Source organism: Clostridium tetani (assembly GCF_900167265.1).
Classification (GTDB): domain Bacteria; phylum Bacillota; class Clostridia; order Clostridiales; family Clostridiaceae; genus Clostridium_G; species Clostridium_G tetani.
Genome location: NZ_FUWT01000007.1, coordinates 51,779 through 65,776, shown reverse-complemented (window position 1 = coordinate 65,776; position 13,998 = coordinate 51,779). Strand labels below are relative to the sequence as shown.

The following is a 13,998-nucleotide window of genomic DNA, read 5'->3' as shown; positions in this document are numbered from 1 at the left end:
TATGTATTTTAATAATATAGAAAAAGTTAATTTAGAAAATATTATAGAAAACAATGATAAAATATATGCTCATATTCATAATGGAAGAAAAGAAACTCTAAAAGAACATTCGGATTTAGCATTAAAGTATTTATATAAAATTAGTGAAAGAAAATCCTTAGATAATGTATTTTTAAAAATAGAGAATAATTTTTTAGAAAAATGTAGCAATGAAGAAAAGATGGTTTATAGAAAAATGCTTTTAAATACAATATATATGCATGATTTAGGAAAAATAAATTGTAATTTTCAGAGAAAAAAGATGGCAAATAAGATATTTAAAGAGGAAAAAATGAGCAGTACAAATCATTCTATGCTGTCTTCTATAATATATATAAATCATTTTTTAAAAGAAATAGCAAGTATAGAAAATGGAGAACATATAAAATTATTGATTGCTTTTTTATTACTTAATTCTTATGTAATATCGAAGCATCATGGTGCATTCAATAGTGTTAATAAGTTTAAAGAAAAATTAGTATATGATGGAGAAGAAGGAAAAGACTTATATACCAAATATATGTATATTTTCGATAAGGTTTATAAGGAAGAAATTATAATTAATGAAAGTTTAATTAAAGAAGATTTATTTGATATGTACAAATCTACAATACAAGAAAAAACAGAAGAGAATAAAGACTTTCCAGTGGAATTATACATATACGAAAGATTTTTAGCATCACTACTTCTTTCCTGTGATTATTATTCAACTTCCGAATTTAAAAACCAAAAAGAGGTAGAAGAATTTGGTGAAATAAAAAATATAGAAAAATTCTATAAAAGTTTTAAAAGTACAGAGGTTTATAATTGGATAAGGAAATATGAAAAAAATGATTATGGTAAAACAGATGATTTTAGTAATATAGATGATATTAATGTGTTAAGAAATGAATTGTTTTTGGATGCAGAGAAAACTATGGTAAGTAATATAGATAAAGATATTTTTTATTTAGAAGCACCTACGGGAAGTGGTAAAAGTAATGTTAGCTTTAATCTAAGTTTTAAAATGGTAGAAAGATTTAAAGAAATAAATAAGATATTTTATGTATATCCATTTAATACATTGGTGGAACAGAATATAAAAACACTGGAAAAAATATTTAAAAATAATGAAATTATGAAGGATATTGCCATAATAAATTCTGTAGTTCCTATAAAAATAAAATCTAGTAAAGATAATAAAATAAAAGAAATAGATACAAATGAAGAAAGTGATATTTTAAATGAAGATTATGAAAGAGCCCTTTTAGATAGGCAATTTTTACATTATCCTATAGTTTTAACAACTCATGTAAGTATATTCAATTATTTATTTGGAACTTCAAAAGATAATTTATTTCCATTATGTCAAATAGCAAATAGTATTATAGTTCTAGATGAAATACAAAGTTATAAAAATAGAATATGGAAAGAAATAATAACATTTTTAGCCTGCTATTCAAGACTTTTGAATATAAAAATTATAATAATGTCAGCTACACTACCTAATTTAAATAAACTTGTAGATGGAGAAATAAAAACAGTAAATTTAATAGAAAATAGAAAAAAATACTTTGAAAATCCTATATTTAAAAATAGGGTAATGGTAGATTTTTCTCTATTAGAGGAAAAAGAAAATATTAAAGAAGTTTTATTTAATAATGTCATTAAAAATACTAAGGCACCAAATAAAAACATATTGGTGGAGTTTATAACAAAAGAATCAGCCATGGATTTTTATGAAAAGTTAAAAGATTATAATAAATACTTGCAAGAAAGTGAAAAAAGGGAAATAGAACTTATAACTGGAGATGATAACAGGGTAGAAAGAAATAGAATTATAGATAAAATAAAAAGTCAAAAAAATATTATACTAGTGGCAACTCAAGTGATAGAGGCTGGCGTTGATATAGATATGGATATAGGATATAAGGATATATCAATGTTAGATTCAGAGGAACAGTTTTTAGGAAGAATTAATCGTTCTTGCAAAAATGATGAACAAGGAATAGTATACTTTTTTGATTTGGATTTAGCTTCACATGTTTATAAAAGGGATATTAGAAAACAAAAAAATATAAACTTAACTTGTCCTAAAATAAGAGAAATCCTTATAAATAAAAATTTTCAAGAATTTTATGATTACGTTATAAAAGAACTAAATAAAAAAGCAGGAGAATATAATAATTCTAGTTTCCAAACATTTTTTTTAGATAAAGTAAAAATGTTAAACTTTAAAGAAATTGAGGAAAGAATGAAACTAATAGATGAGCTCTATGAAAATAATGTATTTTTAAATAGAAATATAACACTTGAAAATGAAGAGGAATTATGTGGAGAAGATGTTTGGAATGAATATATTGCTATTTTAAAAAATAATAAATTGGATTATGCAGAAAAGAAGATAAAATTATCTCAAGTTACAGCTAAATTAAACTATTTTATATATCAAATTTCTAGCGATGATTTTATATATGAAGATAGGGTAGGGGATATATATTATATTGGAGATGGAGAAAAATATTTTGAAGATGGTAAATTCGATAGAAAGAAGTTTAAAAGCATTGTAGCTGATATAATATAGGGGGTATTATGAAAGTTAATGGTACATTAGTAAATTATTATTTTCATTGCAAAAGACAATGTTGGTTACATGGAAATAGAATAAATTTAGAAGACAATAGCCAGGATGTAAAGATAGGTAAGGCTATTCATGAGGTTAAAAAAGAAAAAGGGAAACAAACAGAGATAAGTATTGATAATATAAAAATAGATAAAATTACAAAAGATTATTTAACAGAAGTAAAGAAGTCTGATTCAGATATAGAAGCGGCTAAGTGGCAATTATTACTGTATTTAAAGGTTTTAAAAGATAAAGGCATCGAAAGAAAAGGTAAACTTGAATTTATAGAAAAAAATAAAAGTAAAAGTACAATTATTATTGAATTAGATGAGAATAATCTATCTGAATTAGAAGATGTAATTAAAAATATTGAAAATTTACTTATACAAGAGAATCCACCAGAAGTTATAAATGAATCAAAATGTAAGAAATGTGCTTATTTTGAATATTGCTATATATAGGAGGGAATTATGGGGAGTACTAGATATATAACATCAGTAGGAGAGTTAAAAAGAAAAGATAATTCTTTGTGTTTTAGAAAAAATAATAAAAATGTTTATATACCAGTGGAGAATACCAAAGAAATTTATTGTATGTCAGAGGTAAATATAAATAGCAAACTTTTAGATTTCTTGTCACAAAACAATATAATAATGCATTTTTTTAATTATTATGAAGGGTATAGTGGAACATTTTACCCAAGAGAGCATTATAATAGTGGAAAATTACTTGTTAAACAAGTTGAAACTTATGAAAATAGAAGATTAGAAGTTGCAAAAAGTATAGTGGAGGCTATTGGAGATAATATATACGAGCTGTTATATCATTATTATAAACATGATAAAAAAGAAGTAAAAGAAACTCTTGATTGGATAAAAAATCATAGCAAAATAAACTTGAAAAAAGCCAATGATATAAAACAAATAATGCAAGTGGAAGGGGAAACTTGGCAAAGATTTTATGGCGAATTTAAAAATATACTTCCAGAGGAATTCGTTATGAACAAGAGAGTTAAAAGACCACCAGATAATCCTATAAATGCTCTTATTTCTTTTGGAAATACATTATTATATGGAAAAACAATAACGGCAATATATAATACTCATTTAGATCAAAGAATAAGTTTTTTACATGAACCTTCAGAGGGAAGATTTTCACTTAGTTTAGATATAAGTGAGGCTTTTAAACCTGTTATAGTGTTTAAGACTATATTTGATTTAGTAAATAATAAAAGAATACAAGTGTCAAAGCACTTTGATAAAAAATTAAATTATTGTCTTTTAAATGATGAGGGAAGAAATATATTTATAACTGCCTTTGAGGAAAGGATGGAAAGTATATTTCTAAATGAAAAACTTAAAAGAAAAATAAGCTATAAAACAGCTATAAAATTAGATTGCTATAAGCTTATTAAATTTATATTGGAAAACAAAGAATTTAAACCCTTTAGTTTAAAGGAGAGAATGTAGATGAGTAAAAATTTTAATTATAATTATGCATTTGTTTTTTATGATGTTAATGAAAAAAGAGTAAATAGAGTGTTCAAAACCTGTAAAAAGTATTTGTCACATTTTCAAAAATCTGTATTTAGGGGAGAACTTACACCAGCAAATTTTATATTATTAAAAAAAGATTTAAATAAAGTAATAAATGAAGATGAAGATTTTATATGTATAATAAAACTTATGAATAATAAAGTTTATGATGAAGAAATATTAGGAAATCCACACAGTTGTACAGGGGAAGACTTGATATTATAAATAAAAGTTTTACCAGGTGATTTTAAATAGGAATATGCTGTAAGATATTGATTTATAAGGGTTTATATCCTATTTTGAAATGTAGTTTTTCAAAAGTTAAATCGCCTGGTAAATTTTTATGGAAATGTTGAAATATCAATGGTTTTATGGTATTCTTAATTTTAAGAAACCTTGATTTTACAGTGGTTGAACAATAACAAGAGTTGTATTTAAATTAGAAATATTTATAAGCTTCCTTTAAATCTCCAAGTTGAACAATAACAAGAGTTGTATTTAAATCCTAAAAGAGATTATATAAAAAAGTGCAACTCTTGTTGAACAATAACAAGAGTTGTATTTAAATCAACATGAAATTATTGTGAAGTAGGAATTTGATGTTGTTGAACAATAACAAGAGTTGTATTTAAATTTAGATTTTTTATTTATATTTAAAGAAAGTGCATCCGTTGAACAATAACAAGAGTTGTATTTAAAATATACATTAAAAAAACTTAGCCATGTCTTTTAAACCCATGATTATTCTGTCTAAATATCTTATTCTATGCTAATATAATAGGGTGAGGAGAGTGAAAGTTATATGAAAAAAAGATTTAATGTAACTGGAACCTGTATACCAGAAAGACACTATATGGTAGATATATCTAATAAATTAGATAGCATATTAAAATTAGTAAATAATGAAGAATATTTTATTATAAATAGACCAAGGCAGTATGGAAAAACCACTACTTTATACATGCTTGAAAGATATTTAAATAAGTTTAAGGATTATTTAGTCATTTCTATAAGTTTTGAAGGGATTGGTGATTTAATTTTTCAAGATGAGAAGGTATTTTCAAAGGAATTTTTACAGATAATGTCTGATTCTCTTTTACTAAATAGCCAGGCATTGTCTGAGTGTTTAGAGGAACAAAAGCCACATGTAGAAAACTTTATTGACTTATCAAGAGTTATAACCAAGTTTATTGTGAAAGCTAAGAGAAAAGTAGTGCTAATGATAGATGAAGTTGATAAAAGCAGTAATAATCAATTGTTTTTAAGCTTTTTAGGATTACTTAGAAATAAATATTTATTAAGAAATGTAGGTAAAGACTATACTTTTCACAATGTTATATTAGCAGGAGTACACGATGTGAAAAGCTTAAAATTAAAAATAAGACCAGATGAAGAACATAAGTATAACAGTCCATGGAATATAGCATCAGATTTTGATGTGGATATGAGTTTTTCTATAGATGAAATAAAAACCATGCTAGATGATTATGTGGAAAATAAAGAAGTTAATTTAGATAAAGAATACTTTGCAGAAAAGATTTATTTTTATACCTCAGGATACCCTTTTTTAGTAAGTAAGCTTTGTAAAATAGTAGATGAAAAGATAATGGTTAAAGATGAATTAAAATGGGAAAAAGAGTATTTGCAGATAGCTGTAAAAGAACTTTTAAAAGAAAGTAATACTAACTTTGATAGTTTAATTAAAAATATAGAAAATAATAAAGATTTACAAGAACTAGTAAGAAAAATAATTTTAGATGGATATGAAATTACTTATAATGAAGATAATCCACTAATAACTATGGGAGTAACATATGGAATATTTAAAAACTCTCATGGAAAGGTTAAAATACACAATAGAATATATGAACAAAGAATATATAATTATATGATTTCTTTAATAGAAACTAAAATAAACCTGGGTTTTTATACCGAAAGAGAAAGATACTTAAAGCCTAATGGAGATTTAGATATTAAAAAGGTACTAAAAAAATTCCAAGAATTTATGAAACATGAATATTCACAAAAGAGAGAAGGCTTTTTAGAGGAAGATGGGAGATTAGTTTTCTTAGCCTTTTTAAGTCCTATTATAAATGGAGCAGGCTTTGCATTTAAAGAGGTGCAGGGCGGAGAAGAAAAAAGATTTGACATAGTTATAACCTATAATAAAAAAATGTATATACTAGAACTTAAAATATGGAGAGGAGAAGAATACCACAAAAAAGGACTAAAACAGCTTGTAGAATACTTAAATCAGTATGGATTAGAAGAAGGTTATCTTTTAATATTTGATTTCAGAAAAGCTACAAATTTAATAGGTCAAGTGGAAGAAACCCATATAAATGCAGAAGATAATATTAAAAAGATAATAGGGGTTTATTGCTAAGATTAGTTATATAAAAAAGAAATAGAATAATAAACAGAGTTCTTGGTTTTAGAGGGAGTTTTTACTCCCCATAAAGCTTAGAAATCGTTATCCAGGGACTTAGCTACTCTTTACTCCCGCTTTAAAGAAAATGGAAGTATTAGAGCTTATCGTCATCGGATAAACTAAAAGCTCTCACATGATGGGAGTTTTTAGTTTTTTAACTTATAAAAATAAGTATATACTTATAGTGTTATGAGATAAAATATAAATAAAAGTTTTCCCAGGTGACTTCAAATGAAAATATAGCTTAGAGTCTTGATTTATAAGGGGTTACATACTATTTTTAAATGTGATTTTTCAAAAGTTAAATCGCCTGGTAAATTTTTATGGAAATGTTGAAATATCAATGGTTTTATGGTATTCTTAATTTTAAGAAACCTTGATTTTACAGTGGTTGAACCTTAACATAGGATGTATTTAAATTCTAAATCTGGTAGATGGTTTTGAGGTAAGTTTTGTACGTTGAACCTTAACATAGGATGTATTTAAATACAATGAATAAAAAAGAATTAGTAGAAGCTTTAAGTTGAACCTTAACATAGGATGTATTTAAATTAAGTTCCTTTCTTTTTAGTGGAGTACATAGATAGTATGCAAATGCTCTTAATAGAAATGTAAGGAAAAATATGGTATAATGGCATTACCATAAATTTGTGGGAGTGATATTTTATGAATATCTTAACAAATTGTATTATTGGTTTTATTTTTATTGTAATTGGATTGGTATTAAGGGCATATCCACCGCAGCATATAAATAATAGTCTTGGATATAGAACACCATTTTCTATAAAAAATAAAGACACATGGTATGAGGGGAATCGTTTCTGCGGGACAATACTTTTAATAAGTAGTATTATTTTTATACCATTTTCAATATTAATAAAATATTTATATAGCAATAATTTAAATTTATCAATGGGAATATCGTCATTGAGCTTGTTGATTATTATAATTATAGGTATTGTATATACCGAAATACATTTAAGAATGATGTTTGATAAGAATGGAACAAGAAAATGAGATAGTTAAAGGGAAGTCTAATGACTTCCCTTATAAATTATTTAACTTTAACACATTCTAGATTAGATGGATAGGTATCCTTATAAATATTTCCGCTAAAATCTACATAGTATCTTCCTATAGTTGCTTTAGAATCACTATTATATACTACTGCAATATCAAAAATGTATACTTTTTTATTTTCAATTTCTTTAGGAAACTTTTTATACGGAGTAGATTTTGCTGGGATTTCTGGAACTTGTCTAGTTCCTAAATATCTTATCTCCTCATTTTTATTTTTAAGAGGTTGAACTAAACTTTCTGCTTTTTCTTTTGTAATTTTATTGTTTTCCTTAACTTCTTTTTTCTTGTTTTGTTCAGTTATTCCAGTTTTTTTCTTAGCTTGTTCTTCTTTGTCCATTTGTTTTTTTAGTTCTTGCTCTCTTTTTTCCTTTTCTATTGCCTTTTTTATTTCTTCCTCTTCTTTAGATTTTTGTATTTCATCTTTTATAGTATTTTTCATTTTTATTGCTTCTTCATTTTTACCATCATGTTTGAGTAATACATTTAAATAATTATCTGCCTTTTCGTATTCCTTGTTTTTTAAAGCTTCCTTGGAAAGATTAATCAATTCATTCTTACATTCTTCTAGTTTTTCTTCTGCTTTCTGATCTTTTTTATAATCTAAAGATTCTTTGAATTTGTCCATAGCCTTATCATAATCTTTTTCATTCATATATTCATTAGCAGTAGTAACTAGATTTTTATAATCCTTTGACTTGTTATAATTTTTCATTCCCAATACACCTAATAAGACTACTATAAGTATTACCACAGATATAATAACTTTTTTACTTAAACTTTTAAACATAGCATCCATCTCCCTTTATTATTTTTAAATTGATATTTTTAAGTAGAGCTAACTGTTAAGCTACTTTACTTAATAATTTATTATATCTAAGTTTTATATGTGCGTAACTTAGATGTAAAATGTATATTATCATAAAATCTATTTTACCATATTTCAACATATTTTACACACTGATAATGTATAAAAATTTGTATACTTAGTTTACTAGCAATAGGTGGCAATAGGTTTTGGTTTATAAAATATTGACATGAATTGATTAAAACAATATAATCATACCAAACATATAGGAATACTATGAAATGCAAAGTATAAATATTTTCATTATTAAAGGTAAACCTATATAAAGATATAAAAATAAAAAATTGTGGTGATTATATGAAAAAGAATATATATATGGATTATGCAGCAACTACCTATATAAAAAAAGAAGTAATAGAGGCTATGATGCCTTACTTAACTGAATATTATGCTAATCCATCTTCTGTATATAATATGAGTAATAATTTAAAGATTGTTATAGATGAAGCTAAAGAGGAAATTGCAGATTTCATAGGAGCAACCCCAGAAGAAGTGTTTTTTACATCAGGTGGTACAGAGGGGAATAATTGGGCTATAAAAGGAATAGCTTATGCAAATGAAGAAAAAGGAAAACATATAATAACTTCCTCTATAGAGCATCCAGCAGTTTTAAATAGTTGTAAATATCTAAAAGAAAAAGGATTTGAAATAACATTTTTACCTGTAGATAGCTATGGAAAAGTGGATTTAGAAAAATTAGAAAAAAGTATAAGAAATGATACTATACTAGTTTCCATTATGGCTGCTAATAATGAGATAGGTACTATACAGCATATAAAGTCTATAGGAGAAATTTGTAAAAGACATAAAGTTTTATTTCATACAGATGCAGTTCAAGCTTTGGGGCATATACCAATTAATGCAGAAGAAATGGATATAGATTTAATGACTATAGCAGCACATAAAATATATGGACCTAAGGGTATTGGAGCATTATATATAAAAAAAGGGACAAAAATAGAAAATATTTTACATGGTGGTAGCCAAGAAAGAGGGAAAAGACCAGGAACGGAAAACACAGCGGCTATAGTTGGCTTTAAAAAAGCAGTTTCACTACTTAAAGAAAATGGATTAGAAGAAAGCAAGAGAATAGAAAAACTTAGGGATAAATTTATAAAGGGACTTTTACAAATAGAAAATACTAAAATAAATGGTGCCATGGGAAAAGAGAGATTGAAGGGAAATGTAAATGTAAGTTTTAAAAATATAGATGGGGAGCTTTTACTTATGCTTTTAGATAGAGAAGGCATATATGCTTCAGCGGGAAGTGCTTGTTCAGCAGGATCAATAGATGCATCCCATGTGCTTGTAGCTTTAGGGTTAGAAGATGAGTTTTTAAAAGGTACTATAAGATTTACCCTAGGAGCTAGAAATACAGAGGAAGAAGTAGATTTTGTATTAGAAAAATTAAATCAATTAATAAAAAAGATATGATAAAAATGAACTATAAGTATTAAAATAAAGAAGGTGAATATTTTGAAAAAGAAAGTTTTAGTTGGTATGAGTGGAGGAGTAGACAGTTCTGTGGCTGCCTATCTTTTAAAGGAACAAGGATATGAAGTTATAGGAGCAACTATGCAGATTTGGCAAGATGATAAGGAATTTATAGAAAGAGAAGGTGGATGTTGTTCTTTAAGTGCAGTAGCAGATGCTAGAAGGGTGGCAAATAAAATAGGAATACCTTTTTATGTTATGAATTTTAAAGATGCTTTTAAAAAAAATGTTATTGATTATTTCGTAGATGAATATATGGAAGGAAGAACACCAAACCCTTGTGTAGCATGTAATAAATTTATAAAATTTTCTTCATTCTTAGATAAAGCTATGACTTTAGGAATAGATTATGTAGCTACAGGTCATTATGCCATTATAGAAAAGCAAAATAATAGATATATAGTAAGAAAATCAGAGGATGATAAAAAAGATCAAACCTATGCTCTGTATAATTTAACACAGTTTCAATTGGAAAGAACCCTAATGCCCTGTGGAAGGTATAAAAAAAGTGAAATTAGAGAAATAGCTAAAAAGATAGGTCTTAGAGTTCATAATAAAAAAGATAGTCAAGAAATATGCTTTATACCAGATAATGATCATGGGAAATATATTAAAAACAGGTTCCCAAGTAAGGTTAGACAGGGAAATTTTGTAGATAAGAGCGGAAATGTTTTAGGTACACATAAAGGAATAGTGTATTATACCATAGGACAAAGAAAAGGACTTGATATAGCCTTAGGTAAGCCTATGTATGTAGTGGATATAAACCCTTTTAGAAATGAAGTGGTTTTAGGAAATCTAGATGATCTTTTAAATACAGAACTTATAGCTAAAGATGTAAATTATATACCTTTTGATAATTTAAAAGAGCCAATGGAAGTTGAAGCTAAAATAAGATATTCTCAAATTCCTTCAAAGGCAGTAATAACACCTATGGAAAATGATAAAGTAAAGGTGAACTTTACTGAAAAGCAAAGAGCCATAACTAAAGGGCAATCTGTAGTTTTTTATAAAGGTGATTTATTAATAGGCGGAGGAATAATTGAATAAAGTTTCTTTTAATACTTATATATAAAGTAATATTATTTACCAGGTGATTTTAATTGATTACATGCTTTAAGGCATTGATTTAACAGGGATTGATTAATGTTTAAAGGAAGCATTTTAAAAAAGCTAAATCGCCTGGTAAATTTTTAATGAAACCTTGAAATATCAATAGGTTTATGATATTCTTAATTTTAAGAAACCTTGATTTTACAGTGGTTGAACAATAACAAGAGTTGTATTTAAATTCCTTTGAATATCTTTGAAATATGGCTATTGCATATGTTGAACAATAACAAGAGTTGTATTTAAATACTAAATCCACATCTTTGTATTTATCTTGTAGCTCGTTGAACAATAACAAGAGTTGTATTTAAATAAATATATATGAGCATAGCTCAAAAGGAGAATTAATAGTTGAACAATAACAAGAGTTGTATTTAAATTTTTGTAAGCATTCATTATCGTTGTTAAAACATCTGTTGAACAATAACAAGAGTTGTATTTAAATGAAGTTTGCCGACCTAGATTGATACGGAACACACGTTGAACAATAACAAGAGTTGTATTTAAATATTGCTGTAAGAGAATATATTTTATCTGGATTAAGTTGAACAATAACATAGGATGTTTTTAAATAAATCATTTTGAGAATATACATTTATAATGTGACTATAAAATTTTAGCCCTAAAATAAAAGAAATGGTGAAATGTTTTGGTCATACCCTCAACTACATATATGAGAATAGTTTATTCCTCTCCATTAACATATAATATTTGTCCTGATAGTGGGTAATTTTAAAATTTTTATGCATATTTATATAAAATAGAGTATTACTTTCTTAGGAAAAATAAGTTTTATAAAATAATTATATTTTATATTTATTGATGTTTTATTATATGAGAGCCTTGCTAAATGTATTTTACAGCTATTTATAATAATTGGTATTTAGCCAATCCTAAATATAGGTCTTTGCTCTCATATGCCACACGTACACTTTATTTGAATTAACCTTTAATGAAGTTGCGATTTCATTAAAGGTTAAATTATTGTAATATCTTAAGATTAAAAGCTAGTCATTTTCAATTACTATAGAATTTACTAGTTTATCATGAAATCCTTGATTACTATCATTAAATAATATATATATATTACCTATAAATAGTATATTAGATAATACCTTCCCAAATGTTTCTCTTATAAGCATTTTTATAAATCCTAGTTCTAAGGAAGAAGTCTTATCAATAACCTTTAAACCCATAATAAATTTACCTAAAGAAGTGCTTTTTATGAAAAAGCATATTTCAATAGAAATGAAGGATACAAGTAATAATAATACATAAACAAAACTAGAATTATTTTTATTAATTATATTTGTAAAGAACATGTAAAGTAATAATAAAGCAGAATCATCTATAAAACTTGCAATTATTCTATATAATACAGTTCTATTAAAATTTATTATAATTAACACCACCTTTGTAAATAAAATTTAATTTGTACTTATATTTAGGTTCTACTTGAGGCTTTCGAAACCTTCTATGGTCTTGCTGAAAATATTCTGAACTTTTTCTCACGTTATGTCATGCCGTACCCTTCCCTAAGTAAACTTTTAATTTATTTATTATATATATTATACTATTTTCATTATACATACTAAAAAAGGAAATTTAAGCTCATTGTTGAATAAAAAAGTTGGGATACATTTTTAGACATAAAATCATAAGATCCAGAATATAAATAGGTTGGTATTTTATTTTGAATGGGGAAGGGTTAATGAGGTGAACAAGACTAAGAAATTGCCAATAATTATTTTATTAGCGGTTATAGTGATGTTTTCGGGAGTAAATATCTATAGGAGGATTGATGCTAATAGATTAAAGAGCAAAAAAACATCTATAAGTTGTATTGAAAGAATAAAGGATGAAAAGTTTAATGATAATAATGTGAGCTTTTCTTTTAAAAAACTTAATGGTGTATGGCAGCTTTTACTATTGGACTCTAAAAAAGACGATGAAATAACAATAATTAATAACTCTAAAATAGATGAGGGCAAATTCTATATTGGAGTTTTAAATTCTGAGAATGAGATTATTGCTTTTGATAAAGAAAAGCAAGACAAAATAACATTTGTAACTCCTGAAGAAGGATGCTATCTTGTTAGGATTTTAGCTAAAAACTCTAGTGGAAAATGTGATGTGAAAGTAGATTCTAAAAAAGGCATAGATCTTAATTACAATTCTATTAATGGGCATAATATGGGTTTACTAGAGAAAAATAATTGAATAAATCTTATATATAAAGTAATATTATTTACCAGGTGATTTTAATTGATTACATGCTTTAAAGCATTGATTTAACAGGGATTGATTAATGTTTAAAGGAAGCATTTTAAAAAAGCTAAATCGCCTGGTAAATTTTTAATGAAACCTTGAAATATCAATGGGTTTATGATATTCTTAATTTTAAGAAACCTTGATTTTACAGTGGTTGAACAATAACAAGAGTTGTATTTAAATTGAAAAACAGTAACATGAGTGTATTCATGTTACTGTGTTGAACAATAACAAGAGTTGTATTTAAATAAATACGGAACTATTGTAGTTCTACAATTAGGGTGTTGAACAATAACAAGAGTTGTATTTAAATTTAAGATTTACTTCATTTCCCCAACAGTCCCAACCTGTTGAACAATAACAAGAGTTGTATTTAAATGTTATGCTGCAACTATGTGCTATGGTTGCAAGAAAGTTGAACAATAACAAGAGTTGTATTTAAATTTTATATTTGGATTAACAGTTGTTAATTTAGCACCAGTTGAACAATAACAAGAGTTGTATTTAAATTAATATTTAAGTTTTTCTCGAACCTCTGCAAAACGTTGAACAATAACAAGAGTTGTATTTA

At 25.8% G+C, this 13,998-nt stretch carries 12 protein-coding genes and 2 CRISPR repeat arrays (1 of these 14 running past the window's edge); of the genes, 9 read left to right on the top strand and 3 right to left on the bottom strand.

Going from position 1 to position 13,998, the window contains the following annotated elements; translation table 11 throughout:
- Nucleotide 1 precedes the first annotated feature (1 nt).
- From B5D21_RS06785 to B5D21_RS06760, 6 genes are all read left to right on the top strand, one after another.
- Nucleotides 2-2,602: a CRISPR-associated helicase/endonuclease Cas3 gene (locus tag B5D21_RS06785; RefSeq protein ID WP_011099682.1), complete on the top strand. Its 2,601-nt coding sequence runs from the start codon at nt 2-4 to the stop codon at nt 2,600-2,602.
- A gap of 8 nt (nt 2,603-2,610) precedes the next feature.
- Nucleotides 2,611-3,102: a CRISPR-associated protein Cas4 gene (cas4, locus tag B5D21_RS06780; RefSeq protein WP_011099681.1), complete on the top strand. Its 492-nt coding sequence runs from the start codon at nt 2,611-2,613 to the stop codon at nt 3,100-3,102.
- 9 nt (nt 3,103-3,111) lie between these two features.
- Nucleotides 3,112-4,110, top strand: a complete 999-nt coding sequence (gene cas1b / locus B5D21_RS06775; RefSeq protein ID WP_011099680.1) for a type I-B CRISPR-associated endonuclease Cas1b — start codon at nt 3,112-3,114, stop codon at nt 4,108-4,110.
- The gene (gene cas2 / locus B5D21_RS06770; protein WP_023438399.1) at nt 4,111-4,401 is read left to right on the top strand and encodes a CRISPR-associated endonuclease Cas2; all 291 of its coding nucleotides are present in this window, start codon (nt 4,111-4,113) and stop codon (nt 4,399-4,401) included.
- A 577-nt stretch (nt 4,402-4,978) separates the two neighbouring features.
- Nucleotides 4,979-6,562 carry an AAA family ATPase gene (locus B5D21_RS06765; RefSeq protein ID WP_011099679.1) on the top strand — a complete coding sequence of 528 codons (1,584 nt, stop codon included), beginning with the start codon at nt 4,979-4,981 and terminating at the stop codon, nt 6,560-6,562.
- Between the two features lie 711 nt (nt 6,563-7,273).
- Entirely contained in the window at nt 7,274-7,624 is a 351-nt protein-coding gene (locus tag B5D21_RS06760; RefSeq protein WP_035109706.1) for an SdpI family protein, read from the top strand.
- A gap of 37 nt (nt 7,625-7,661) precedes the next feature.
- Here B5D21_RS06760 and B5D21_RS06755 read toward each other — a convergent pair whose 3' ends face one another.
- Entirely contained in the window at nt 7,662-8,474 is an 813-nt protein-coding gene (locus B5D21_RS06755; protein ID WP_023438397.1) for a hypothetical protein, read from the bottom strand.
- A gap of 375 nt (nt 8,475-8,849) precedes the next feature.
- Here B5D21_RS06755 and B5D21_RS06750 point away from each other — a divergent pair, with 375 nt between their 5' ends.
- Both B5D21_RS06750 and mnmA read left to right on the top strand, forming a co-directional pair.
- Nucleotides 8,850-9,986, top strand: coding sequence for a cysteine desulfurase family protein (locus B5D21_RS06750; RefSeq protein WP_011099676.1), 1,137 nt, complete (start codon nt 8,850-8,852; stop codon nt 9,984-9,986).
- A gap of 33 nt (nt 9,987-10,019) precedes the next feature.
- Nucleotides 10,020-11,096 carry a tRNA 2-thiouridine(34) synthase MnmA gene (mnmA, locus tag B5D21_RS06745; protein ID WP_011099675.1) on the top strand — a complete coding sequence of 359 codons (1,077 nt, stop codon included), beginning with the start codon at nt 10,020-10,022 and terminating at the stop codon, nt 11,094-11,096.
- 212 nt (nt 11,097-11,308) lie between these two features.
- A CRISPR array of direct repeats spans nt 11,309-11,729; the repeat unit is 30 nt; unit sequence GTTGAACAATAACAAGAGTTGTATTTAAAT.
- Nucleotides 11,730-12,049: 320 nt separating this feature from the next.
- Here the strand turns inward: mnmA and B5D21_RS14490 are convergent.
- Together B5D21_RS14490 and B5D21_RS06740 are read right to left on the bottom strand one after the other, a co-directional pair.
- On the bottom strand, nt 12,050-12,157 hold the full coding sequence (locus B5D21_RS14490; RefSeq protein WP_396349899.1) for a sigma-70 RNA polymerase sigma factor region 4 domain-containing protein: 108 nt from the start codon (nt 12,155-12,157) through the stop codon (nt 12,050-12,052).
- Nucleotides 12,158-12,163: 6 nt separating this feature from the next.
- Nucleotides 12,164-12,565, bottom strand: a complete 402-nt coding sequence (locus B5D21_RS06740; RefSeq protein ID WP_052040349.1) for an RDD family protein — start codon at nt 12,563-12,565, stop codon at nt 12,164-12,166.
- A 307-nt stretch (nt 12,566-12,872) separates the two neighbouring features.
- On the opposite strand from B5D21_RS06740, the gene B5D21_RS06735 reads away from it, so the two are divergent.
- The gene (locus tag B5D21_RS06735) at nt 12,873-13,376 is read left to right on the top strand and encodes a hypothetical protein (protein ID WP_035125177.1); all 504 of its coding nucleotides are present in this window, start codon (nt 12,873-12,875) and stop codon (nt 13,374-13,376) included.
- Between the two features lie 204 nt (nt 13,377-13,580).
- Nucleotides 13,581-13,998: a CRISPR direct-repeat array (repeat unit 30 nt; unit sequence GTTGAACAATAACAAGAGTTGTATTTAAAT) (it continues 200 nt past the right edge of the window).